At 68.5% G+C, this 22939-nt stretch carries 20 protein-coding genes; 6 read left to right on the top strand and 14 right to left on the bottom strand.

Annotated features, from left to right (window positions below; all coding sequences use genetic code 11):
- The first annotated feature begins 37 nt into the window (after window positions 1-37).
- A complete protein-coding gene (gene hutC, locus ACV22V_RS19640) occupies window positions 38-775 on the top strand; it encodes a histidine utilization repressor (RefSeq protein WP_059528884.1) in 738 nt (245 codons plus the stop codon).
- A 100-nt stretch (window positions 776-875) separates the two neighbouring features.
- Here the strand turns inward: hutC and ACV22V_RS19635 are convergent, their stop codons facing one another.
- Window positions 876-1730: a phytanoyl-CoA dioxygenase family protein gene (locus tag ACV22V_RS19635; protein WP_059528887.1), complete on the bottom strand. Its 855-nt coding sequence runs from the start codon at window positions 1728-1730 to the stop codon at window positions 876-878.
- 31 nt (window positions 1731-1761) lie between these two features.
- Window positions 1762-2565: an ABC transporter substrate-binding protein gene (locus ACV22V_RS19630; protein ID WP_059528891.1), complete on the bottom strand. Its 804-nt coding sequence runs from the start codon at window positions 2563-2565 to the stop codon at window positions 1762-1764.
- Between the two features lie 612 nt (window positions 2566-3177).
- Between ACV22V_RS19630 and ACV22V_RS19625 the strand changes: the two genes are divergently transcribed.
- Entirely contained in the window at window positions 3178-4044 is an 867-nt protein-coding gene (locus ACV22V_RS19625) for a LysR family transcriptional regulator (protein WP_059689257.1), read from the top strand.
- Window positions 4045-4103: 59 nt separating this feature from the next.
- Here the strand turns inward: ACV22V_RS19625 and ACV22V_RS19620 are convergent, their stop codons facing one another.
- The 3 genes from ACV22V_RS19620 to ACV22V_RS19610 all read right to left on the bottom strand — a co-directional run bounded on the left by ACV22V_RS19620 (window position 4104) and on the right by ACV22V_RS19610 (window position 7108).
- Window positions 4104-4541 carry a nuclear transport factor 2 family protein gene (locus ACV22V_RS19620; protein WP_448015191.1) on the bottom strand — a complete coding sequence of 146 codons (438 nt, stop codon included), beginning with the start codon at window positions 4539-4541 and terminating at the stop codon, window positions 4104-4106.
- A gap of 106 nt (window positions 4542-4647) precedes the next feature.
- Window positions 4648-5832, bottom strand: coding sequence for an amidohydrolase family protein (locus ACV22V_RS19615; protein WP_321848819.1), 1185 nt, complete (start codon window positions 5830-5832; stop codon window positions 4648-4650).
- A 76-nt stretch (window positions 5833-5908) separates the two neighbouring features.
- Window positions 5909-7108 carry an amidohydrolase family protein gene (locus tag ACV22V_RS19610; protein ID WP_448015189.1) on the bottom strand — a complete coding sequence of 400 codons (1200 nt, stop codon included), beginning with the start codon at window positions 7106-7108 and terminating at the stop codon, window positions 5909-5911.
- 430 nt (window positions 7109-7538) lie between these two features.
- On the opposite strand from ACV22V_RS19610, the gene ACV22V_RS19605 reads away from it, so the two are divergent.
- The 3 genes from ACV22V_RS19605 to ACV22V_RS19595 all read left to right on the top strand — a co-directional run bounded on the left by ACV22V_RS19605 (window position 7539) and on the right by ACV22V_RS19595 (window position 10790).
- Window positions 7539-8144 (top strand): outer membrane lipoprotein, encoded by a 606-nt coding sequence (locus ACV22V_RS19605; RefSeq protein WP_059528908.1) that lies wholly within the window; start codon window positions 7539-7541, stop codon window positions 8142-8144.
- A 505-nt stretch (window positions 8145-8649) separates the two neighbouring features.
- Complete coding sequence (locus ACV22V_RS19600) at window positions 8650-9156, top strand: N-acetyltransferase family protein (protein WP_448015187.1); 507 nt, start codon at window positions 8650-8652, stop codon at window positions 9154-9156.
- A gap of 275 nt (window positions 9157-9431) precedes the next feature.
- Entirely contained in the window at window positions 9432-10790 is a 1359-nt protein-coding gene (locus tag ACV22V_RS19595; RefSeq protein WP_448015186.1) for an aspartate aminotransferase family protein, read from the top strand.
- Between the two features lie 57 nt (window positions 10791-10847).
- Here the strand turns inward: ACV22V_RS19595 and ACV22V_RS19590 are convergent, their stop codons facing one another.
- From ACV22V_RS19590 to ACV22V_RS19570, 5 genes are all read right to left on the bottom strand, one after another.
- Window positions 10848-12065, bottom strand: coding sequence for a serine hydrolase domain-containing protein (locus ACV22V_RS19590; protein ID WP_448015184.1), 1218 nt, complete (start codon window positions 12063-12065; stop codon window positions 10848-10850).
- A gap of 71 nt (window positions 12066-12136) precedes the next feature.
- Window positions 12137-13333: a serine hydrolase domain-containing protein gene (locus ACV22V_RS19585; protein ID WP_448015183.1), complete on the bottom strand. Its 1197-nt coding sequence runs from the start codon at window positions 13331-13333 to the stop codon at window positions 12137-12139.
- Between the two features lie 64 nt (window positions 13334-13397).
- Window positions 13398-14813: a dihydropyrimidinase gene (gene hydA / locus ACV22V_RS19580; protein ID WP_059689249.1), complete on the bottom strand. Its 1416-nt coding sequence runs from the start codon at window positions 14811-14813 to the stop codon at window positions 13398-13400.
- A 10-nt stretch (window positions 14814-14823) separates the two neighbouring features.
- Window positions 14824-15552 (bottom strand): maleate cis-trans isomerase family protein, encoded by a 729-nt coding sequence (locus tag ACV22V_RS19575; protein WP_448015181.1) that lies wholly within the window; start codon window positions 15550-15552, stop codon window positions 14824-14826.
- A gap of 51 nt (window positions 15553-15603) precedes the next feature.
- Complete coding sequence (locus tag ACV22V_RS19570; RefSeq protein ID WP_059689247.1) at window positions 15604-16902, bottom strand: MFS transporter; 1299 nt, start codon at window positions 16900-16902, stop codon at window positions 15604-15606.
- Between the two features lie 172 nt (window positions 16903-17074).
- Here ACV22V_RS19570 and ACV22V_RS19565 point away from each other — a divergent pair, with 172 nt between their 5' ends.
- The gene (locus tag ACV22V_RS19565; protein ID WP_124901764.1) at window positions 17075-17788 is read left to right on the top strand and encodes a GntR family transcriptional regulator; all 714 of its coding nucleotides are present in this window, start codon (window positions 17075-17077) and stop codon (window positions 17786-17788) included.
- A gap of 92 nt (window positions 17789-17880) precedes the next feature.
- On the opposite strand, the gene ACV22V_RS19560 is transcribed toward ACV22V_RS19565, so the two are convergent.
- From ACV22V_RS19560 to mhpT, 4 genes are all read right to left on the bottom strand, one after another.
- Window positions 17881-18498 carry a 3'-5' exonuclease gene (locus tag ACV22V_RS19560; RefSeq protein ID WP_448015178.1) on the bottom strand — a complete coding sequence of 206 codons (618 nt, stop codon included), beginning with the start codon at window positions 18496-18498 and terminating at the stop codon, window positions 17881-17883.
- A 160-nt stretch (window positions 18499-18658) separates the two neighbouring features.
- Complete coding sequence (locus ACV22V_RS19555; RefSeq protein WP_448015177.1) at window positions 18659-20383, bottom strand: tannase/feruloyl esterase family alpha/beta hydrolase; 1725 nt, start codon at window positions 20381-20383, stop codon at window positions 18659-18661.
- A gap of 28 nt (window positions 20384-20411) precedes the next feature.
- Window positions 20412-21560: a porin gene (locus tag ACV22V_RS19550; protein ID WP_448015175.1), complete on the bottom strand. Its 1149-nt coding sequence runs from the start codon at window positions 21558-21560 to the stop codon at window positions 20412-20414.
- 67 nt (window positions 21561-21627) lie between these two features.
- Window positions 21628-22833 carry a 3-(3-hydroxy-phenyl)propionate transporter MhpT gene (gene mhpT / locus ACV22V_RS19545; RefSeq protein WP_059528943.1) on the bottom strand — a complete coding sequence of 402 codons (1206 nt, stop codon included), beginning with the start codon at window positions 22831-22833 and terminating at the stop codon, window positions 21628-21630.
- Window positions 22834-22939: the final 106 nt, after the last annotated feature.

Here is a 22939-nt window from a genome sequence, read left to right as displayed (position 1 = left end):
TAGAATTTCGCGGTTGCCTTCCCCCGAGGATCCCCCGATGGTCACGAAGACCACCGCTCCGTTCCAGCAGATCAAGACGCTCGTCCGCCAGAATGTCGACGCGGGCGACTGGCGCCCGGGGGACCGCATTCCGTCCGAACTCGATCTTGCCGCGCAATTCGGCGTCGCGCGCATGACGGTCAACCGCGCGCTGCGCGAGCTGACCGAGGAAGGCGTGCTGAAACGCATCGCGGGCGTCGGCACCTTCGTCGCCGAGGTGAAGCCGCAGTCGAACCTGCTGATGATCGCGCACATCCGCGACGAGATCCGCGCGCGCGGCCACGAATATCGCTGCCGCGTGCTCAGCCAGTCGCGCGAGCCCGCGTCGTTCGACGTCGCGGCCGCGTTCGGGCTGGCGGTCAACACGCCGGTCTTTCACGTGGTATGCGTGCACGAGGAAAACGGCCGCCCGATCCAGTTGGAGGATCGCTACGTGAACCCGGCCGCCGCGCCCGAATTCATCGACCAGGATTTCCAGGTCGAGCCGCCGTCCGAATACCTGTTCAACAACGTGTCGCACTACGAACTGGAGATCGAGCACGTGGTCGACGCGTCGCTGCCGACCGGCGAACAGGCGCGGCTGCTCGACATGCGCGCCGACGAGCCGTGCCTCACGCTCACGCGCCGCACCTGGACGAACGGACTACCCGTCACGTTCGTACACTTCCTGCATCCGGGCAACCGCTATCGGCTCGGCTCGCGCTTCAAGCCGGGCGCCGGGCGGCACCAGACCTGAACCTCCCGCGACGCTCGAAAACGACCACGCGCGGCGTCCGCTTCATCGCGAAGCGGACGCCGCGCGCGTGATGTCACTTGATGTCGTCGCGATCCGCCGCTTACGCCCGGATCGCCCCGACCTGCCCCGCGCCGCGCGACCACACGACCGGAAACAGCGGATGCTCGAGCGGCGCGCCGTCCGGCAGTTCGTCCGCGAGCCCGGGGAAATCGGGCGACGTCTTCCAGCGGCGCGGCGCGTGACGGATGTCGTCGCCGACGAAGCGAATCGAAAACGCGCGCCGGCGGTTCTGCGTCCCCCCCGACGCGTGCAGCGTCAGCATCCGGAAGCACACCATGTCGCCCGGCTCGAGCGCCCAGTGGCGGATCGGGAACGCCGAGCGGTCGGCCTCGATGTCGGGCAGGTCGGCGAGGCTGCCTTCCGGAAACCACTTCGCCTCCTTGTCCATGAACGTGCGCGGCATCAGCCACGGCCCCCGGTGCGAACCCGCGACGAACTCCAGCGTCGATTCGAGCGGCACCGGATCGACCGGAATCCACATGCTGACGTTGTCGTCGCCTTCGATGTTGTAGTACGGCTGGTCCTGATGCCACGGCGTGCGCTGCCGCGTGCCGGGCTCCTTCACCAGAAGATGGTCGTGATGCAGCCGCACCGTCCGCGTGCCCATCAGCGCGGCGGCCACCGACGGCGCGGGCGAGCGCACGATGAAGTCGCGGTACGCGTCGTTGTGCTGCCAGTTGCAGAAGTCCTCGAAGAACCAGCCCGGGTCGTCGGGCCGGCTCGCGACTTTCGCGCGCTCGCTGGGCTGCGCGAGGTTCGCGTCGATGCCGGCACGCAGCGCGGCCACTTCGTCGGGCGAGAAGATGCCCTTGATGCAGACCGCGCCTTCTTCACGGAAGGCGGCGATCAGTTCGGGCGTCACGGCTGTCGCGACGCGGTCCTGGATACTCGTCATGGCTTGCCTGTCGATTGAATGCGTCACGGGGTCACGGTGCGGCGGTCAGCTGCTGCTTCGCGCCGTAGATGTCGAAGTCGAAATATTTCGCGGCGATCTTCTGGTACGTGCCGTTCGCGCGGATCGCGGCGATCGCGTCGTTGAGCCGCTTCTTCATCTCGGCGTCGCCCTTGCGCACGCCCATCGCGACGCCGTAGCCGGTGATGCGCACGTCGGTTACGTCGGGGCCCGCGAACGCGTAGCCCTTGCCGCGCGGTGTCTTCAGGAACGAATAGCCGGCCTGCGTCTTGTCCTGGAAGGTCGCGTCGAGACGACCGTTCACCAGATCCTGATACACCTGGTCCTGGTTCTGGTACGACACGATCGTCACGCCCTTGGTCGCCCATTCGGCCTTCGCGTACGCCTCCTGCGTCGTGCCCTGGTCGATCCCGACGCGCTTGCCGGCGAGCGACGCGGCGGTCGGCAGCAGCTTCGAGCCGGCCGGCGCGACGAGCGCACCCGGCGACGCGTACAGCTTGTTCGAGAAGTCGATCTGCTTGAGCCGCTCGTCGGTGGCCGTCATCGCGGACATGATCACGTCGAACTTGCGCGCGCGCAGCGCCGGAATCATCCCGTCGAAGCCCTGCTCGACCCACACGCATTTCGCGCGCAACTGCTCGCAGATCGCGTTGCGCAGGTCGATGTCGAAGCCGGCGAGCGAGCCGTCGGGCTGCTTCGCCTCGAACGGCGGATAGGTGGGATCGATGCCCCAGCGGATCGTCGCCGTGTCCTGCGCGACCGAGACGAGCGGCGCGAACGCCAGCGCGGAAACGACGAGCTTTGCAGTGCGGTTCATGGTGTGTCCTTGTGGTCTCGACGCGGCGGGCGAGCGCCGGGCGTCCGTTGGGAAGCGTCGTGCCGGCAGGCCCGGCGCGGTACGCGAAAGACTGGGACTTCGATGAAACTGCGATGCAGTCTAGACCGCTCGATTTTCGAGTGCAAGCCGAAGAAATGGAGGCGGAGTGGACGGGCGGGAATTACGCGGAGAAATCGCGCAGAAAGAGCGATCTAACCCACAAAATATAGAAACTTGCCGGGAGTTTGTGGGTGTTCAGGCGTTTACCCGGTGCTGAGCACAGGTAGCAGAGAGCATATCTGATCGGATATCCACAAGCCGGGACGATCAGAAATCGCCGGCAAATCAGACCGTCGCCCTTCGGGAGTTACCTTGGCTGCGATTCCGACCTATACCGCATCGATGCCACGGTCGAACCGAATCATGTGATCGGCGTTCATACCCGCCCGCACCGCTTCCACATCATCGCCGCCCGTGCACCGCAATCAGCCGCGCAGCCGGTCCGCGGGGCGCCGGGTCCGGCGAAACCGCGATTGCCCACGGGCTCGGCCCATGTTAAAAATCGTCGCGCGTATTTGAAAATGAAATGTTGCAAGCCGAAAAAGTGCGGATATGAATAGACCTTTGTTCGACCTCGACCTGTTGCGCGCGCTCGTGATGGTCGCCGACTGCGGCAGCTTCACGACCGCGTCCGCGCGCCTGCATTCGACGCAGTCGACGGTCAGCCAGAAGGTGCGGCGGCTGGAGGAGATCGCGGGGCACCGCCTGCTCGACCGCGGCACGCGCGACGTGCGGCCGACCGACGCCGGCGTGACGGTGCTCAGCTACGCGCGGCGCATGATCGCGCTGAACGACGAGATGCTGGAGGCGCTGTCGGGCGCGACCGTCGCGCTGACGATCCGGCTCGGCGTGCCCGACGATTTCGCGGCGGGCCGCACGACCCATGCGCTCGCCGCGTTCAAGCGCGATCATCCGCAGGTGAAGCTCGAAGTGATGTGCGGGCTGAGCCGCGACATCTGCGCGGCCTACGATCGCGGCGAGCTCGATCTCGTGCTGATCAAGCAGCGGCGCGACAGCCGCGAGGCGGTGGCGCGCTGGCCGGAGAAGCTGCGCTGGATCGACAGCGCGCAACATCCGACGATCGAGCTCGACCCGGTGCCGATCGTCGTGTTTCCGCCGCGCGGGCTCTATCGCGACGACATGATCAAGGCAATCGAGGAACGCGGCCGCCGCTGGCGGATCAGCTTCACGACATCGAGCCTGAGCGGCATCCAGGCGGCCGTCGCGGACGGGCTCGGCATCAGCGTGCTGCCCGCGCGCGTGGTGACCGACGACCACGTGGTGCTGACCGAGGAACACGGCGGCTTCGCGCCGATCGAGAACATGGACATCGCGATCCTGCATCGGCCGACGGCCGATCCGATGGTCAGCGAACTGACGAAGGCGCTCGCGGCGATGCTGGAGCACGAAGAGGATTGAGCGCGGCGATGCGGGTCCGCATCAACCGAGCAACCGCGTAACCGTGGAATGCACGCGCATCAGAACATCGTGTTCCCGTTTGCCGCCTGCTCCGGCACCGGCTGGTTCACGTCCCAATGCTCAACGATCTTGCCGTGCTCGAGTCGGAAGATATCCATGATCGCGCTACCGCGCGTGCCGGGTTCGCGCACCGCGTGCACGTGCAGGATCACGTAGTCGCCGTCGACGAACGACCGCTTGATCTCGCTGTGCGACCGCGGATACTTGTCGCGCAGAAACGCGACGAACTGGCGGAAGCCGTCGCAGCCGTCGGCCGCGTTCGGGTTGTGCTGCACGTATCGGTCGCCGACATAGGCGAGCGCGGCATCCGCATCCTTCTCGTTCAGGCCTTTCTCGTAAAACGCGAGCACCGTGCGGCGATTCGCTTCCTGCCGCGCGTCGTCGGGGCCGGCCGCCATCGCATGCGCGGCCGTCGCCGCGAACGTTGCCGCCGCCATCCATCTGGCGGCGCGTGCCGCCCTCGTGCGCGTGCATCGCATCGTCGTCTCCCCGGAGATCAGGCTGAAGAAGGCCCGATCATACCGGCACGATGCGGCGCTCGGCTCAGACCAGCACGCCGTTGCGCGCGACGATCTTCCCCGACGACACGACAAGCCGCCGCGTCGGCCGCGCGACGACGGCCTCGGCGAACGTCAGCGCATCGACGAGCACGACGTCCGCACGCTTGCCCGCCTCCAGACCGTAGTCGGCGAAGCCGCAGCCGCGTGCCGCGCCGTGCGTCACGCAATCGAGCGCGACTTCGAGCGCGTCGTCGCGGCGGAAATCGTTGCGCATGCCGATCAGCATCGCGCGTTCGAGCATGTCGGGCGAACCGTACGGCGTCCACGTATCGCGCACGCCGTCGTTGCCGCCGATCACGGTCACGCCGGCCGCGCGGCACGCGGCGACCGGCGGCACCGGCACCGCGGCCGGCGCGGTCGTGACGATCGCGACGCCGAGTTCGGCCATCCGCGCGAGCAGCGCGTCGCGCTCGCGCTCCGCGATGTCGCCGAGGCAGAAGCCGTGGCTGATCGTGACCTTGCCCTGCATGCCGAGCGCGGCGGTGCGCTGCAGGATCAGGTCGAGCGAGTACGCGCCCATCGACCCGCGCTCGTGCAGGTGCAGGTCGAGCCCGCGGCCGTGACGCTCGGCAATCCCGAACAGCACGTCCACTGCCTCGACCGGATCGCCTTCGATCGCGCACGGGTCGAGCCCGCCGAGCAGGTCGGCGCCCGCGCCGAGCGCGTCGGACAGCAGCGCGGCGGTGCCGGGCCGCTTCAGCACGCCCGACTGCGGAAACGCGACGATCTGGATCTCCACCTGGCCGCGCAGCGTCTCGCGCGTCGCGAGCACGCCGTGCAGATGCCGCAGCCCGGCCTCGGTGTCGATGTCCACGTGCGTGCGGATGCGCGTCGTGCCGGCCGCGAGGAACGCGCGCGACAGCGCGAGCGATGCGGCGCCGGCATCATGGCCGCTCGTCGCGCGGTAGTTGCGTTCGTTCTCGATGCGGTCGACGAGGCGCGGCCCCACCGCGTTGCGATACCACGGCATCCCCCAGTGGGTCTTGTCGAGGTGCGTGTGGCCTTCGACGAGGCCAGGCAGCGCGAGCGCGCGCGCGCCGTCCTCGATCGCGCAGCCGGCGGGCGCGTCGAGCGACGGGCCGACGCGCGCGATGCGCTCGCCTTCGATCAGGATGTCGAGCGCTTCGTCGGCGTGCGTGCGCACGTTGCGGATCAGCAGGTTCGTCATGTCGGTTCCGGTGTGGTCGGTCAGTGCAAGGCCGTCACGATGCACGCACCGCGACGGCGGTCAGGTCGTTATCGCGTTATTGCGTGAAACGCTGTGCCGGCGCGAACGGCGCACCGGTATCGCTTTCGCCGCGTCGGAACACCCAGCGTTCGGCCGGCACGCCGGCGACGGCGGCCGCCGCGTTCGGCGCGCGCACCGCGACGAAGCTCGCGTCGCAGCCGACCGCGATGCCGTAGTCGGTCTTGCCGATCGCGCGCGCGCCGGCATGCGTCGCCATGTCGAGCGCGATGCCGAGCGCTTCGTCGGTGTAGAAACCCGAGCGGTAGCCGACCATCATCGCGCGCTGCAGCATGTCGCCGTTGCCGTACGGCCACCACGCATCGCGGATGTTGTCGTTGCCGGCGAACACGTGCACGCCCGCATCGCGCAGTTGCCGCACCGGCGGAAATGCGCAGTCGCCCGGCGCATTGGTCAGGATCGACACGCCGGCGCTGGCGAGTGCCGCGGCCGCACGCTCGACGTCGCCGTGATCGACCTGGCCGAGCGCATACGCGTGGCTCACGTTCACGCGGCCGCCGAGGCCCGCCGCGCGCGTGCGCGCCGCGATCCGCAACAATTGCGCGATGCCGGTCTCGCCCGGTTCGTGCAGGTGGATGTCGATCTTCGCGCCGCGCTTCTCGGCGATGCCGAACACGATGTCGAGCTGGCCGTCCGCGTCGCCGTCGAGCGTCGTCGGGTCGATCCCGCCGACCACGTCCGCGCCGTCGCGCACGGCCGCATCGAGGATCGCGGCGGTGCCCGGACACGTCACCACGCCGGCCTGCGGGAACGCGACCAGTTCGATGTCGACGATCCCGCGCCATTGTTCGCGCGCGGCCATCACGGCCTGCAGGTTCGACAGGCCCGTCGTCGCGTCGACGTCGACGTGGCTGCGCATCGCGATCGTGCCGAACGCGGCGGCCTGCGCGATCAGCGCATTCGCGCGTTCGACGATCGGCGGCGCGGCCGCGAGCTGGCGCTTCTCGACCGCGAGCCGCTCGCGCAGCGAGCCGACCGGTTCGTGCGGCACCCAGCGGTCGCCGACGAAGCTCTTGTCGAGATGGATGTGGCCGTCGACGAAGCCGGGCAGCACGACGCGCCCGCCGAGGTCGATCGTTTCCGCGCCGGGCGCGGCCGTGCAATCGGCCCCGATCGCGACGAAGCGGCCGTCATGGACGGCGAGGTTGACGGGCTGGCCGCCGGCATCGACGGCGTTGGTGAAGAAGCGATCGGTCATGACTCGGAATGGGTGGGGCGGTTGCTGCGCGACGCCGGCGCGGACGGGGGAAAGCACCGCGGCCGGCATGGCACGACCGTCGGCAGGGAATGCGGTCACGATATCGGACGGGGCGGCCAGTGGCCAATTAAATGTCGCGATGCCGCGCATTCGATTTCGCGATGTGCGGACGGGCCGTCCCGTCGGGCCCGGCATGGCGATGGGGTGCGATCATCGGGGCGGCGCCCGCCTTGCCGATAAACGGGCATCGGCGCGGTCTCGGTCGGGCATCTCGCGCCGCCGCGCCCGGCCGCGATTTGCGCGGCAACAGACTTTACACGTTGTTACCCGGCCGCACCGGACGCGCAATCGCCCTTTCCTTATACTCACGCCGAGTTCGCCACCCGTCCCGGAATTCGTCGGCGAACACGTTGCCGATGCAGGAAACATCATGATGCGCATGCCTTCCACGAAGACCGTTCTGTTCGCCTCGCTCGTCGCCGTGGCGGCGCTTCCGCTGACCGCCTGTGTCGCGCCGGGCTACTATGGCGCGCAGCCGGGCTATCCGCAGCAGCAATACGCGACGCCCGGTTACGCGCAGCCCGCGTATTCGCAACCCGGCTACGTGCAGCAGCCGGCGTATCCGAGCCAGGCGCCGCAGTACGACCAATACGGCAACCCGCAGTACGGCGGCCAGTACGGCAACGGCTACGGCACGCAATACGGCACCGTCGCGAACATCCAGCCGGTCAGCGGCTCGATCGGCGCGTCGGGCGTGGCCGGCACCGTCGTCGGTGCGCTGGTCGGCGGCCTGGTGGGCAACCAGTTCGGCCGCGGCCACGGCCGCGATGCAGCCACCGTGATCGGCGCGCTCGGCGGCGCCGTCGCCGGCAACCAGATCGGCCAGCAGATGGGCGCGGCCCAACCGCCGAGCAGCTATCGGATCGACGTGCAGGTCAGCGACGGCTCGACGCGCTCGTTCGACGTGCAGTCGCCGGGCAACCTGCGCCCGGGCGATCGCGTCCAGATCAACGGCAATCAGCTGTCGCGGTATTGACATGAGTCGCATGCGCCTGAGCTGATCGGGCGCATCGCGGGCACCTCGCCTCACCTCACGTCGCGTCGGAATTTCGCGCGCCCGGCATCATGCGCCGCTTCGGCGCAACGCAAGGGCGCGCCTCGCTTCATCCCGCTCCTTCCCTCCGCGCGGCATGCTTGTCGCGTACGGCATGGCGTCGTCACGCACCGCACGTCGCGCGCCACCCGCGGTCGGGCTCGCATCGAACGCAGCGGCCGGTATGTCCGCATCCGGCTCGTTTCCACTTGCATCCGTTCGACACCGAGTGCGCGATTGCCCGCAGGCATCGCGAACGCTCATCGATTCTCCACGCGTCACCTCCATCGCCCTTTCGCCCATCGGTGCCGTGTTGCTTCACGCATGCCGATGTGGCACGTCGAACGCACGAGCAAGCGCATGCGTTTCCGCTTAGCATTGCCGATGCCCTGCCGCGCATCGCGCCGCAGATTCCGATATCCCGGCACACCAACGACAATCCCGACCGATGATCACGATCCGCCTGCTCGACGCCGCCGACGCGGCGCAATTCCAGTCCGTCCGCCTGCGCGCGGTCGACACGTCGCCGACCTCCTTCCTGCCGACCCGCGACGAAGAAGCAGGCGTCCCGATCGATGAATTCGCGACGCGCATCACCCCGACCCGCGAGCGCGCCGTGTTCGGCGCGTTCGACGGCGCAACGCTCGTCGGCATCACGGGCGTGCGCCGCGATGCGCGCGCGAAGGTCGCGCACAAGGCGACGATCTGGGGTGTGTTCGTCGACCCCGCGTATCGCGGGCGCGGCATCGCGCAATCGCTGCTCGACAGCGCGACCGCGCACGCAGCGCAAACGTGGCAGTGCACGCAACTGGTCCTGTGCGTGAACGCGATCAACGGCACCGCGGAACGGCTGTACGCGTCGCAGGGGTTCGTCCGGTTCGGCACGGAACCGCGGTCGCTGTTCGTCGACGGCCGCTTCTACGACGAACACCACATGGTCAAGACGCTGGCATGACGCATCGCTCCGTCACCGCTTGTCGGTGATCGTCACGTTCGTCAGCGTCATCGCACTCACGTTGAACGCATGGATCGGCCCCTGCGCGCCGATCGCCTGTGTGCGCCCACTCACTTCTCAGCCATAGAGAAAAAGACATACGTTGTCGTATCTTTATGCGCAAAAACTCCATGCCTGATGGATACGCGGTCAGGCCCGAATCGACCGCGCGCATGGAATATGACAAGCTCGCGGAAGCATCACCCGTCCATGCAACCCCGTCACAGGAGCCTCAATTGCAGACCCGCCACGGAGTCGACCTCATCCGCGCCCGCGCACTGTTCGATCGCGAGCGCCGTGCATTCACGGAAGCCATGCCGATCTCCCGCGCGTTGTCCGCGGAAGCGTCCGAGCATTTGCTGTTCGGCGTGCCGTTGCACTGGATGCAGGACTGGTCGACGCCGTTCTCGCTGCTCGTGAAGGAAGCGCGCGGCGCGACCTTCACCGACGTCGACGGTCATCGCTACGCGGACTTCTGTCTCGGCGACACCGGCGCGATGTTCGGCCACGCGCCCGAGCCGGTCGCGCGCGCACTTGCCGAGCAGGCGACGCGCGGCTACACGACGATGCTGCCGAGCGAGGACGCGGCGTGGGTCTCGCGCGAACTCGCGCGCCGCTTCAAGCTGCCGGTCTGGCAATTCGCGCTGAGCGCGAGCGACGCGAACCGCTTCGTGCTGCGCTGGGCGCGCGCGGCCACCGGCCGCAATACGATCGTCGTGTTCAACGGCTGCTATCACGGCACGGTCGACGACGTGTTCGTCGATCTCGTCGACGGCCGCCCGGTGCAGCGCGACAGCCTGCTCGGGCAGTCCTACGACCTGCTCGCGAACACGCGCGTCGTCGAGTTCAACGATCTAAACGCGCTCGAAGCGGCGCTGAAGGACGGCGACGTCGCGTGCGTGCTCGCCGAGCCGGCGATGACGAACATCGGGATGGTGCTACCCGATCCGGGCTTCTGGGAAGCCGCACGCGAACTGACGCGCCGCTACGGCACGCTGCTCGTGATCGACGAAACGCACACGATCAGCAGCGGCCCCGGCGGCTATGCGGCCGCGCACGGTCTCGAACCGGACGCGCTGGTGGTCGGCAAGCCGATCGCGGGCGGCGTCCCGTGCGCGGTCTACGGGTTCAGCGCCGAATTCGCCGCGCGCGCGAAAGAGGCGAAGCTGAACGCGCCGCCCGGCCATTCCGGGATCGGCACGACGCTCACCGCGAACATGCTCGCGATGCATGCAATGCGCGCGACGCTCGCCGAAGTCGCGACCGATGCCGCGTATGCGCACATGTTCGAACTGGCCGCGCGGCTCGCGACCGGGCTCGAACGGGCGATCGCGAAACACGGGCTGCCGTGGTGCGTGACGCGCATCGGCGCGCGCACCGAGTTCCAGTTCACGCCCGTGCCGCCGCGCAACGGCACGATCGCGGGCGAACAGCTCGACAGCGAGCTCGAGCACATCGTGCATCTGTACCTGCTGAACCGCGGCGTGCTGATCACGCCGTTCCACAACATGATGCTCGTGTGCCCGCAAACGACGGCCGACGACGTCGATACGCTCGTCGCGCAGTTCGACGCATGTCTGGGCGAACTGGCGTGACGTGATGCAGCGAGCGTTCGGCTCGCCCGCGACGGCAAGCCGAACGCACGCCCGGCGCTACTTCGGCAGATCCGTCGGATCGAACTGCGTGCCGGGCACGCCTGCGGTGCGCGCGCTCGCTTCAAGCTCGTCGCGCAGCGCCGCGCGCGTGTCGCCGCCGCCGGAATCCTGCCCCGACGCACCGCCGCCATCGAGTGCCGGCAGGATGTAGCCATTCACCATCCGGCGGAACAGCTTCACGTTCTCCGCGTCGCGCAAGCCGCCGTCCACCGGCAGCACGCCGGTCATCACGATCACCGTGTTGCGCTTCGGCAGCACCGTGATGAATTGCCCCTTGAAGCCCATCGCGTCGAATTCGGGCTCGCTCGCGACGATGTTGTTGATCCACCAGTAGTAGCCGAAATGCGGCGACACGCGCGGCGACGTCATCTGCGCGATCCACGCCTGCGGCACGACCTGACGCCCCTGCCAGCGCCCGCCGTCGAGCACGAGCATGCCGATCTTCGCCATGTCGACCGCGCGCAGCCGCAGCCCCCAGCCGGCCGATACGAGCCCCGTGCGGTCCGCGCGCTCCCATGCGGCGCGCTTCATGTCGAGCGGGCCGAACAGATGCGCCTGCGCATAGCGCTCGACGGGTTCGCCGGCCGCCGCGCTCAGCATCGCCGACGCGAGGATCGGATTCACGTCGGTGTACTCGAACGCGGTGCCGGGTGCGATCTTCGGCGCGGCAGACGCGGCAAGCTTCAGCCGGTCCGGCGCGGTGTAGTAGATCGGATCGTCCTTCGGGCTGAAGTCGTAATGCAGGCCGCTCGACATCGACAGCACGTGCTTCAGCTCGATGCCACGCTTGTCCGCGAGCGCGTCGCCGAGATCGGGGCGCCATGCGGCGAGCCGCGCGGCCACCGGCTCGTCGAGATGCACGGCACCGCGATCGACCAGGATGCCCGCGACGAGCGACGTCACGGCCTTCGTCACCGAATACAGTTCGTAGGTCGAATCGCGCGACGCGTTCGCCCCGTAGCGCTCGAAGATCAGCTTGCCGTCCTTCACGACGAGCAGGCTGTACACGTCGAGCTTCTGCTCGCGAATCCAGCGCGACAGCTCGACGAGCTTGCGCGAATCCACGCCGACGTCTTCGGGCGCGGCCGCCGCGATGCCGGTTTCATGCAGCGGCGGCAACGTATCGTCCGCATGCGCCGCGGACAGCACCGGCGCCGACGCCAGCACGCCGCCGCCGATCAGCAGCGCCGCCACCCGCGCGAGCAGCCGTCGCATGAAAGGCGCCGCGGGACGCCGCCCATCGCGACGCCACGTGGACGAAGGGTCAATTACATGTGCAATCCTCATCAAATCTCCGGCGCATCGTTGAACGCGGCGGCGGTGCCGGGCACACCCTTCGTCCGACGGCTGCGCGCGAGTTCGTCGCGCAGCGCCTGCGTGGTTTCCGCGCGCTCGACCGGCGGCTGCGCGGGCGTGAGCGCCGGCAGGATGTAATCGCCGACCATCCGTCGATACAGGTTCAGATAGGTCGCGTCGCGCAAGCCGCCGTCGGTCGGCAGCAGGCTCGTCATCACGACGACCGCGCGCTGCGCGGGCAGCACCGTGATGAACTGCCCCTTGAAGCCCATCGCGCCGAATTCCGGCGTGCCGTGTTCGACGACGTGGCTGATCCAGCAGTAATAGCCGTAGTCGGCCGCGGCCGGCGACGGCGTGGTCATCTGCCGGACCCAGCCGGCCGGCACGATCTGCTTGCCGTTCCAGCGGCCGTTGTCGAGCAGCAGCATGCCGATCTTCGCCATGTCGACGGCGCGCAGCCGCAGGCCCCAGCCGCCCGCCACCGCGCCGGTGCCGTCGGCGCCGCTCCAGCGGTAATGCGCGAAGCCGAGCGGCTCGAACAGCCGCTGGCGCGCGAAGTCGTCCTCGCGTTCCCGCGCGGCGATCGACACGGCCGTGCCGACCAGCACCGGGTTCACGTCGATGTAGTCGAAATGCGTGCCGGGCGCCTGCGCGGCCCGGCTCGTCACCGCGACGCGCAGCCGGTCGGGCGCGTCGTAGTACAGCGGATCGGTGCCTTCGCGCGTCGTGTAGCGCAAGCCGCTCGACATCGACATCAGATGCCGCAGCTCGATGTCCTGCTTGTCCGCGAGTTCGCTCGCGAGATCGGGCCGCGCGGCCGCGATCAGCGGCGCGACCTTCGTCGACGGGCCGAGCTTGCCCTCGCCGTCGAGGATGCCGGCGAGCAGCGCGGTGATCGTCTTCGTCACCGAATACAGCTCGTAGTTGTTGTCGCGCGTGAGGCCGTCGCCGTAGCGCTCGAACACGATCCTGCCGTCCTTCACGACGACGAGGCTACGCACGTCCATCCGGTCGCGGCGCAGCCATTCGGACATCTGCACGAGCGGCGCCGAATCGACGCCGGCCGCTTCGGGCACGACGCTCGGCAGGTCCTGCGGCGCGCCGCCCGCGGCCAGCGCCGGGCCGCCGCACGACCCGGCGACGATCGCAGCGGCCGCGATGCCGCGCATTGCGAGGGAAACGCTCATCCTTGCTCCTGTTGAAACGCGCGCCCGCCATGTCGAGCGGGCTGTCGCGTCGAATCCCGGGAAGTCAGTCGAGACACGGCTTGCCGGCCGGCAGGAAGCGCCCGCGCCCCGGCTCCGCCGCGAGCAGCCGGCCGTCCTCGACGAGCAGCTCGCCGCGCGACAGGCAATGACGCGGCCAGCCCGTCACCTCGATCCCCTCGTAAGGCGTGTAGTCGACCGCATGATGCAGCGACGCATTCGCGATCCGCACGCGCTTGTCCGGATCCCACACGACGATATCCGCATCGGCGCCGACCGCGATCGTCCCCTTGCGCGGATACAGCCCGTACAGCTTCGCGGGCCGCAGCGACGTCAGCTCGACGAACTGATGCAGCGACAACTGCCCCTTGCGCACGCCGTCGAACAGCAGCGGCAGGCGCGTCTCCAGGCCCGGGATTCCGTTCGGGATATGGTCGAACGACACGGCCTGCCCGCCCGGATGCTTGCCGCACGGATCGTCGTAGTTGAACGGCGCGTGATCGGACGAGAATACCGAGAATACGCCCTGCTTCAGCGCCTTCCATACGGCCTGCTGGTTGGCCGGATCGCGCGGCGGCGGGCTGCATACGCATTTCGCACCTTCGTAGCCGTCGTGACCGTGATGACCGAGATCGGCTGCCGTCAGATACAAATACTGCGGGCAGGTTTCGGCCAGGATCGGCAACCCGCGCGATTGCCCCCAGCGGATCTGCTCGATCGCCTCGGCGCCCGACACGTGCACGATCAGGATCGGCACGTCGACGAGTTCCGCGAACGCGATCGCGCGATGTGTCGCCTCGCGCTCGACCACCGCCGGCCGCGCATGCGCATGGAAATGCGGCGCGACGTGGCCGTCGCCGAGCAGCCGCTCGGTCAGCCAGCCGATGCAGTCCGAGTTTTCCGCATGCACCATCACGAGCGCGCCGTGCTCGCGCGCGACCGACAGCACGTCGAGCATCTGCCGGTCGTTCAGCTTCAGGTCGTCGTAGGTCATGTACACCTTGAACGACGTGTAGCCGTTCGCGATCAGCCGCGGCAGCTCCTCGGCCAGCACGTGCGGCGTCGGATCGGCGACGATCAGGTGAAAGCCGTAGTCGATCAACGCGCGCCCTTCCGCGCGCCGGTGATAGTCGTCGACGGCCGCCTGCAGCGACTGCCCCTTCGCCTGCGCGGCGAACGGCACGACGGTGGTCGTGCCGCCGCACAGCGCGGAGCGCGTGCCGGACAGGAAGTCGTCGGCCATCTTCAGCCCGTCGGGCATCGGCTGGTCGAGATGGCAGTGCGCATCGACGCCGCCCGGCATCACCAGCATCCCGGTCGCATCGAGCTCGCGCGGCGCGCGCGGGAGCCCGTGGCCGAGCATGGCCACGCGCCCCGCGCGGATGCCGATGTCGCACGAGAACCGGTCCGCCGCCGTCACGACGTCCGCGTGACGGATCACGAAATCGAGATCGTTCGACATGGCGCGCGCCTCAGATCACGTCGCTGAAGAGACGCCCCCAGCCCTTCACCTGCCGCGTGTCGTAGTCGGCGAGCTGCAGCGACTTCCACACCACGGTCGAGATCGTGTCGTAGATCGGAATGCCCGTCTCTTCCTCGAGCGCCGGCACCAGGTGCGCGGCGTTCAGGTTCGTGCAGAAGATCGAGATCGCGCGCGGGCCGGCCTTCGCGACTTCGCGCACCATCGCGCCGATCTGGTCGCCCGTCACTTCGGAGAACGAGAAATTGACCTTCAGGTTCAGGTGGCGCTCGGCGATGCAGTTCAGCCCCGAGCGGTGGTAGTTGTCGACGATCTTCGTCTGCACGTCGTCCAGATACGGCGTGACGAGGCCGAACTCGTGCGCGCCGGTCTTCTTCAGGATCTCGTTGAGCGCGAGCACGGAGGTCGTGGCCGGAATGCCGGTCGCTGCGGTGATGCGCTGGCACAGCCGCTCGTCCGCCTCGAAGCCGAGCCAGCCGGACGACGTGCCGTTCCACGCGATCACGTCGACCTTCGCGTCGGCGAGCAGCATCGCGGCCTGGATGATCTTGTCGTCGTCGAACTGGCCGAGCGCCTGGCCCGTCAGCGAGATCTCGGTGACGGGAAAGCGCGCGAAGTGCGCGGACACGCCCGGCAGGCCGGCGACCATCGCGCTCGTCAGCGGTTCGAGCGACGTGTTGGACGACGGGGTGAGCATGCCGAGCAGGGTACGTTTCTTCATGATGGATTTCTCTTTACCAGTGAATGCAGCCGATGCAGTGAAAGGGGTCGGTCAGACGGGGAGCTTGTTTTCGTAGTCGATCGCGCTGGAGCACGCGAGCAGGCCGACGCCGGCCGCCGCGAACACCATCAGCGCAAGGAAATAGGAACCGGTGAACTGCACGATCGCGCCGACGACGATCGGCACGGTGATGCCGCCGATGTTGCCGCCGAGGTTCATGAAGCCGCCGAGGAAGCCGATCTTGTCGCGCGTGCCGAGCGACGACGGAATGCACCAGTACAGCCCGCACCAGCGCAGGAAGAACAGCGTCGACGACAGCAGCGCGACGCATACGACCGGGCTCTTCACGTAGGCGACGGAAAAGATCGACACGGTCGCGATCACGGCCGCGATGCCGAACAGCGTGCGCATCACGACGTTCGGCCGGCCGCCCGCGGCCTTCCACTTGTCGGCGATCCAGCCGCCGAGCAGTTCGCCGACGAAGCCGCAGAAAAAGATGATGAAGGTCGAGCCGCCCATCTGCTTGATGTCGAAGCCGTGCACCTTGTGCAGATAGTTCGGCATCCACGTGAGCAGCCCGTAGAACACGCTGTTGAAGCACATCCAGCCGAAGAACATGCACCACACCGAGCGGTACTTGAAGAAGTCGCGCGAGCGGCCCGATGCATCGGCCGGCTCGGCCGCGAGATCGCTCGCGTGCGACGCCTCGATGTAGTCGGCTTCGAGATCGTTGACGCCCGGGTGCTCGCGCGGCGTGTTGCGGATGTAGTACCACGCGAGGAAACCGGCCAGCACGGTGCCGACCCCGGCCACCGCGAACGCGAGCCGCCACGAGCCGAGCAGCGCGATCAGCCCGGCGATCAGCACCGCGCCCAGGGCCGCGCCGAGCGGCGCGCCGCCGTCGAGCAGCGTGGCGCCGCGGCCGCGCTCGGTCTGCGTCATCCAGATCGCGTTGAGCTTGCCGCCGGCCGGATAGATCGGCGCTTCGGACGCGCCGAGGCCGAGGCGCGTGAGCAGCAGCGCCGGCGCGCTCGTGCACAGCGCGGCGATGGCCTGGAAGAAGCCCCAGAACACGGTCGCCGTCGCGATCACGATGCGCGGCTTGAACCGGTCGGCGAGCATCCCGCCCGGGATCTGCATCACCGCATAGGTCCAGAAGAACGAGCTGAGGATCAGACCCTCCATCGCCGGCCCGATGTTGAACTCCTGCGAGATGTAAGGCATGGCGACGGACAGCGACGCGCGATCGACGTAGTTGATCGCGATGAGGCTCAGCATGACGACGAATATCTTCCAGCGGACGGCGGATTTGCCGACCGTCAGGCCGGCGACACCGGAGGTTGAAGACATGGACGGACTCCAGGAGTGAACGAGGATGGTCAGGACGTCGCGCAACGTGGAACCGAGTATAGGATTAGAAATTTATAATTACCGTTAGCGTAAACACTTGGTTTCATTGAATTTGTTTGATCACTACGATGGTGCAGGGTAAGCCCCGATATCGTGATAAGCTTGCCCCATCATGAGCCAGACACCCCGCAATCCCCTGCTTCTGCGCACCCGCGGCATGGCCGCGGAGATCGCCGCGCGCCTGCGCGTGATGATCGACGAAGGCGAATTGCCGCCCGGCGCGCGGATCGACGAAAAGGAACTGAGCCTCGCGTTCGACGTGTCGAAGACGCCGCTGCGCGAAGCGCTGAAGGTGCTCGTCGCGGAAGGCGCCGTCACGCATCGCCAGTACATCGGCTATCGCGTCGCACCGATCGACGTCGACGATCTCGTGTCGACGTTCGAGCTGCTGCACGGGCTCGAGGCGATGGCGGGAGAGTTGCTGCGCAAGCGCATCGCCGCGTCGACGCTCGCCGCGTTGCAGGCGAAGCACCGGCGGATGGTCGAGTGCCACGAGGCCGGCAAGCGCGTCGAATATTTCCGGCTGAACCAGCAGATTCATCAGATGATCGTCGACGCGGCGGGCAACCCGGTGCTGTCGGGCATCTACGCGTCGCTGATGTCGAAGGTGCACCGCGCACGCGGCGCCGCGAACGCGGACACGCTGCGCTGGGCCGAATCGCTGCACGAGCACGAAGCCATCATGGCCGCGCTCGCCGATCCCGACCACACGCAGCTGCCGCAGGTGCTGCGCAGCCATTCGGAAAACACCGCGCGCGAAGTGCTGGCGATCCTCGATCGCACGAGCACGGCCGATGCGCCGGGCAAGCGGGCGGCCGAAGCGTAAAGCCGGCCGCGCGCAGGCCGCCCTGCTCCGGCGGCAGCCGCATGAAGGTCGGGCTCGCGGTGCCGGTGGAGATCGGAGACTGACGACCGGCGTCAGCGCCGGTCGGCGGCCAATGAACCGAAAAACGTCGCGACCTTGGCCTTGCTCGTCGTCTGCAATCGCGACATGAGCCCGTGATCGACTTGTCGCAGCCCGTAAGTCTCGCCGATGTCGCGCTGCATCCGGCACCACAGATGGCTCGCGATCTCCGCGTCGACCATCGCGCGGTGGGCGCGGCCTGTCTTCGGCAGCCGCAGCATGTCGGCGAGGCTCGACAGCCGGTGACTTTGCGCGTGCGGGTAGATGCGCCGCGCGACGAGCATCGTGCACGCGAACGCATGCTCGGCCGCCACGCCGAGCATGCCGAGCTCGGCCTGCCAGAACCGCTTGTCGAAGCCGGCGTTGTGCGCGACGACGGGGTGGCGTCCGACGAATGCGGCGGCTTCCTTCATGACCTTCGACACCGGCGGCGCCGACGCAATCATCTCGTTCGTGATGCCGGTGAGCGCGACGACGTCGGACGGAATGCGGCGCCCAGCGTTCATCAGGCTCTGGTAGCGGTCGACGATCTCGCCGTCGCGCAGCAGAATCACGGCGATCTCGGTCGCCCTGTCGCCCATGTTCGGGGAAAGCCCGGTTGTTTCGAAGTCGAGTACCGCTACGGTTTGCATGGTCGAATCGGAGGAAGGATACCTGGCGCGCCACGTCGATCGGGACGCGTCGCGCCGACGGAAAAGCGCCATAGTATCCCCGGATACGGTGTCGGGCGGCAAACGCCGTCGTCGTGCGTGGCGCATCGCCAGGTCCGTTCAGGCCTGCACGCCCGCTGCGTCAGCGACAACTGAAGCTCGCCGCCGAATTCACGTCGCCCGACCCGTTGTAGCGCGCGACCTGCGGATACGGACACAGCGGACGCGTGCGTCCCGCGCCCCACGACGTCGGCACATCCGCATTCGGCACCGCGTTCGTCGTGTCGCGCGCCGTGGCGACGATCGCCGTGGGCGCCTGCCCCTGCTCGACCCACGCGACGAGCGGCGTCAGCACGTCGAACTGGTCGGCTGCCGGCCCGCCCGAGCAATGGTTCATGCCCGGCACCGGATAGAGGCGCGCGAAGTCCGACGCGTCGCCACCGTTCGCCTGCGCGAGCCGGCCGTACCAGTCGCTCGTGTCGTTGTACGAGAACACCGGGTCGCCGGTGCCGTGATAGACCAGCAGCTTCGCGCCGCGCGACTTCAGCGCGGACAGGTTGGTCTCGTCGGGCGGCGTCATGAACGACCACGCGGATTGCGTGTAGACGCCGTTCGTCGCGAAGATCGCCGGCGCGTCGTTGTCCATGTCGAAGCCGAGCGCGAAACCGGCGAGGTTCGCGAGCGTCGCGGCGGTTTTCGGCGGCGTCGTGAACGTAAACGCCATCGCGGCCGGATCGAGCGTGACCGAATTCGACTGCTTCCACGCGGCCCAGCCGCCGGCCGCGACGCCCGGATCGTACGGAAAGCTCGCATAGAGCGCCGTGCCCGCGCTGTTGCGCGCGCCCGCGAACACGTTCTCGAGCGCGCTCTTCTGCGCGGTCGTCAGGCAGGCGCCGGTGCGCGTGCCGTTCGCGCAGGTCGGGATGTCGGTCTCGACGCTGAAATGCGCCTGGCATGCGCCGACGTCCTGCACCATCCCGTCGGCCACGCCGTCGAGCGCATCGCACTTGTCGAGAATCGCCGCGCCGACCAACCGGCGCTCCGTGTCGGTGAAGCCGCTACGGATATCCGGCAGCCCGTTCGCGCCGGTCGCCGACGCGATCTTCGCGAACTGCTGCGCGCCGTACATCTCGCCGATCGCCGCCTTCGGCAGGTGGAAGCCCGGGTCGCCCGCGATGATCCCGTCGTAGTCGCCCGCGTTGCGCACGGCCGTGACCATCGCGTGACGGCCGCCGTTCGAGCAGCCGCCGAAATAGCTGCGGTCGGGCATCTTCCCGTATGCGAGCCGGATCACCTGCTTCGCCATCGGCGTGAGCGTGTCGACGGCGCCGTAGCCGTAGTCGAGCCGTGCCTGCGGGTCGAGGCCGAACAGCGGGTTCTGCGCGGCGCTGTGCCCGGAATCCGAGCTGATCACCGCGAAGCCCATGTTCAGCGCATCGGTCAGCGGCCCGCCGCCGCCGATCTCGCCGGTCGCGGTCATGACGTTGCCGTCGAGCCCGCCGTTCGCCTGGTAGAAGAAGCGGCCGTTCCACGCTTTCGGCAAACGCATCTCGAAGCCGATCGCATAGGTCTGGCCGTCCACCGCGCTCACGCGCTCGTTCATCTTCCCGTCGATCACGCAGTGTTCGGCGATCGGCTTGCCGGCCACCTTCAGCGCGCCGGCGGCCGCGGTCGTCACCGACGTGAACGACGTGTTCGCATACGACAGCTTCGCGGCGAGCGCGTCGCAGGCCTGCGTCATCGCGGCCGGCGTCGCGGCGCTCAGGTGCGTCGGCGTGGCGCTGACCGAATCGTCGCCGCCGCACCCGGCGAGCATGGCCGCCGCCGACAGCGGCGCAATGCAAAGGAATGCAGATTTTCCGTTCAAGATATCTCCCCTTCGTCAGGCTGCCGGATCAGAACATGTGCCGCACGCCGACCATCGCGCCGAGCTGCCCCATCCCCGCGCCGGGCGTCGTGCCGGGCCCGCCGCCGCTGACCGCGTAGCGTGCATGCGCGCTGTTCCACAGATACGAGGATTGCGCGTAGACGGCCGTGCGCTTGGTCAGCAGATAGGTCGCGCGCAGCGTGGCCATCGTCGCGCGCGTGTCGTGCGCGCTGTTGACGATCCGGTAACCCTCGCCGTCGACGACGAAGTCGGGCTTGATCGCATACGACGCACCGAGGAAGAACAGATCCGAATGCGCGCCGGGCGCGGCCGGCGAACCGGTCGACACGCGCCGCCCGATCCACCCCGCGCCGATACGCGCGCCGGCCGCCTGCGCATACGCGCTCACGTGCGTGCGCGCGTCCTTGCCGCCGCTGCCGGTGAAGGCGACCGGCGCGACGCCGTCGAAGAAGTTCGCGGCCGCGCCGGTGCCACCGCGCTGCTCCTCGTACGACGCCGCCGCACCGAAATACGCGCTGTCGTACTTGAGCATCACCGACCAGTTGCGGCACTGGACGGCATCGCCCGGCACCTGCCCCGCGCACGTGCCCTGCCCCGGCGAGTTGCCGGTGCCCGCGCCGTCGCGGCCGAACGAATACGCGGCGCCGAGCGTCACGCCGCGATACGTGCCGACGTAGGTCACCGCGTTGTCGGCGCGGCCGTTCGGCACGTATGCGTCGAACGAGCCGAGCCCGTAGATGTCGGGGCCGATGATGTCCGCGCCCTGCAGCGCGAGATAGGTCATCGTGTACTGGCGGCCGAACGCGAGCGTGCCGAAGCCGCTCTTCAGCCCGACGAACGCCTGCCGCCCGAACAGCCGGCCGCCCTGCCCGAGATCGCCGCCGCGCACGTTGAAGCCGCTTTCGAGCGTGAACACCGCCTGGTAGCCGCCGCCGAGATCCTCGGTGCCGCGCAGGCCCCAGCGCGACGGCAGCTCGCCCGTCACGCCCGGCATGCGCACGACGTGATCGCCGGCCGCGTTCGCGTGCGACACGAACTCGACGCCCGTATCGATGATCCCGTACAGCGTCACGCTCGACTGCGCGTGCGCGCCCGGCGCGGCGAGCGCGCAGCACGCGCCGGCGGCCAGCAGGCCGTTCCTTGTCTTCGTCTTCATAGCGTTGCGTCTCCAGACCGTGTTGAATCGCGCGCTCTGACGGCGCGCATTGAAAAAACGAAACGTTTCAGTCGCCGGCTTGCGGGCGGCGAATCAGCACGAATGCAGCGAAGGCCGCGACGAGCGTGACGGGGATGCTCGCGCCGATCACGACGGGCGCGCTGCGGCCGGCGGCCAGCAGCGTCGCGGCCGCGAGCGGCCCGACGACGGAACCGAGCCGGCCGACGGCCACCGCCGCGCCGACGCCGGTGCCGCGCATCGCGGTCGGGTAGTAGATCGCCGCGAGCGCATACAGCACCGACTGCCCGCCGACCACGAACATCCCCGCCGCGAACGCGGCCGCCGAGAGCGACGCGAAGCCGGGCGCGGCCGCGAGCGCGGCGAGCGACAGCACGATGCCGACATACATGCCGCCGACCACGCGCGACGCGCGCATCCGGTCGAGCGCCGCGCCGATGCCGAGCGCGCCGAGCCCCGCGCCGACGTTGAACGCGATCTGCACGAGGCCGACGTGCGCGCGATCGAGCCCGCGCGAGGCCATCAGCGACGGCAGCCAGTTCAGCAGGAAGTAGAGGACGATCAGCGTGCAGAAATAACTGACCCACAGCGCGACCGTCGACGTCGTGCGGCCGTCGCCGAACAGCGTGCGCGCGACGCTGGTGCGCGCGGCCGGCGTGCCGGCGACGTCGAGATACGCGCGCGATTCCGGCAGGAACAACGCCAGCAGCGGCACGAGCAGCAGCGGCCCCACGCCGCCGACGTAGAAGATATGGCGCCATTCGGTGTCGCCGGCGAGCAGCACGCCGATCAGCGACGCGATCACGCCGCCGAACGGGATGCCGCAATACATCGTCGCCACCGCGCTGCTGCGCGAGCGCGGCTCGACCGCTTCGGACGACAGCGCGATCAGGTTCGGCATCGCGCCGCCGAGGCCGATGCCGGTCAGCACGCGCACGACGACGAGCATCGCGAAGGTCGACACCTGCGCGGTGGCGATCGACAGCAGTCCGAACAGCATGGCCGACGCGATCAGCACGCGCTTGCGTCCGATCCGGTCGGCGAGGCGCCCGCCGAGCATCGCCCCCGGCAGCAGCCCGAAGGTGCCCGCGCTGAACGCGATGCCCATCTGCGACACGGAGAGCCCGAATTCGCGCGCCATGCGCGGCGCGGCGACGCCGACCGACTGCAGGTCGAGCCCTTCGAGGAGTGCGATCGCGAAACACAGCGCGAGCGTGGTCGCGACCGTGGGTTTTTCGGCAACGTAAGTGTTCATCGTGTCTCCAGTCCCATGTCTTGTAGTCGGTCGGCCTGCATCGGCCGACCTTATCAGGCAGCCTGATTCACTGGCCGCAAGAATGCCTGCCGGTATCGTGGCCGGC

The sequence above is a fragment of the Burkholderia sp. AW33-5 genome, assembly GCF_053427615.1.
The sequence above is the reverse complement of the archived record's forward strand: the minus strand, read 5'-3'. Positions and strand labels throughout refer to the sequence as shown.

Excerpts from the sequence above, each read along its gene's own strand:
- hutC (WP_059528884.1), top strand. The coding sequence starts at position 38 with ATGGTCACGAAGACCACCGCTCCGTTCCAGCAGATCAAGACGCTCGTC.
- ACV22V_RS19635 (WP_059528887.1), bottom strand. The coding sequence starts at position 1,730 with ATGACGAGTATCCAGGACCGCGTCGCGACAGCCGTGACGCCCGAACTG.
- ACV22V_RS19630 (WP_059528891.1), bottom strand. The coding sequence starts at position 2,565 with ATGAACCGCACTGCAAAGCTCGTCGTTTCCGCGCTGGCGTTCGCGCCG.
- ACV22V_RS19625 (WP_059689257.1), top strand. The coding sequence starts at position 3,178 with ATGAATAGACCTTTGTTCGACCTCGACCTGTTGCGCGCGCTCGTGATG.
- ACV22V_RS19620 (WP_448015191.1), bottom strand. The coding sequence starts at position 4,541 with ATGGCGGCGGCAACGTTCGCGGCGACGGCCGCGCATGCGATGGCGGCC.
- ACV22V_RS19615 (WP_321848819.1), bottom strand. The coding sequence starts at position 5,832 with ATGACGAACCTGCTGATCCGCAACGTGCGCACGCACGCCGACGAAGCG.
- ACV22V_RS19610 (WP_448015189.1), bottom strand. The coding sequence starts at position 7,108 with ATGACCGATCGCTTCTTCACCAACGCCGTCGATGCCGGCGGCCAGCCC.
- ACV22V_RS19605 (WP_059528908.1), top strand. The coding sequence starts at position 7,539 with ATGATGCGCATGCCTTCCACGAAGACCGTTCTGTTCGCCTCGCTCGTC.
- ACV22V_RS19600 (WP_448015187.1), top strand. The coding sequence starts at position 8,650 with ATGATCACGATCCGCCTGCTCGACGCCGCCGACGCGGCGCAATTCCAG.
- ACV22V_RS19590 (WP_448015184.1), bottom strand. The coding sequence starts at position 12,065 with ATGCGACGGCTGCTCGCGCGGGTGGCGGCGCTGCTGATCGGCGGCGGC.
- ACV22V_RS19585 (WP_448015183.1), bottom strand. The coding sequence starts at position 13,333 with ATGAGCGTTTCCCTCGCAATGCGCGGCATCGCGGCCGCTGCGATCGTC.
- hydA (WP_059689249.1), bottom strand. The coding sequence starts at position 14,813 with ATGTCGAACGATCTCGATTTCGTGATCCGTCACGCGGACGTCGTGACG.
- ACV22V_RS19575 (WP_448015181.1), bottom strand. The coding sequence starts at position 15,552 with ATGAAGAAACGTACCCTGCTCGGCATGCTCACCCCGTCGTCCAACACG.
- ACV22V_RS19570 (WP_059689247.1), bottom strand. The coding sequence starts at position 16,902 with ATGTCTTCAACCTCCGGTGTCGCCGGCCTGACGGTCGGCAAATCCGCC.
- ACV22V_RS19565 (WP_124901764.1), top strand. The coding sequence starts at position 17,075 with ATGAGCCAGACACCCCGCAATCCCCTGCTTCTGCGCACCCGCGGCATG.
- ACV22V_RS19560 (WP_448015178.1), bottom strand. The coding sequence starts at position 18,498 with ATGCAAACCGTAGCGGTACTCGACTTCGAAACAACCGGGCTTTCCCCG.
- ACV22V_RS19550 (WP_448015175.1), bottom strand. The coding sequence starts at position 21,560 with ATGAAGACGAAGACAAGGAACGGCCTGCTGGCCGCCGGCGCGTGCTGC.
- mhpT (WP_059528943.1), bottom strand. The coding sequence starts at position 22,833 with ATGAACACTTACGTTGCCGAAAAACCCACGGTCGCGACCACGCTCGCG.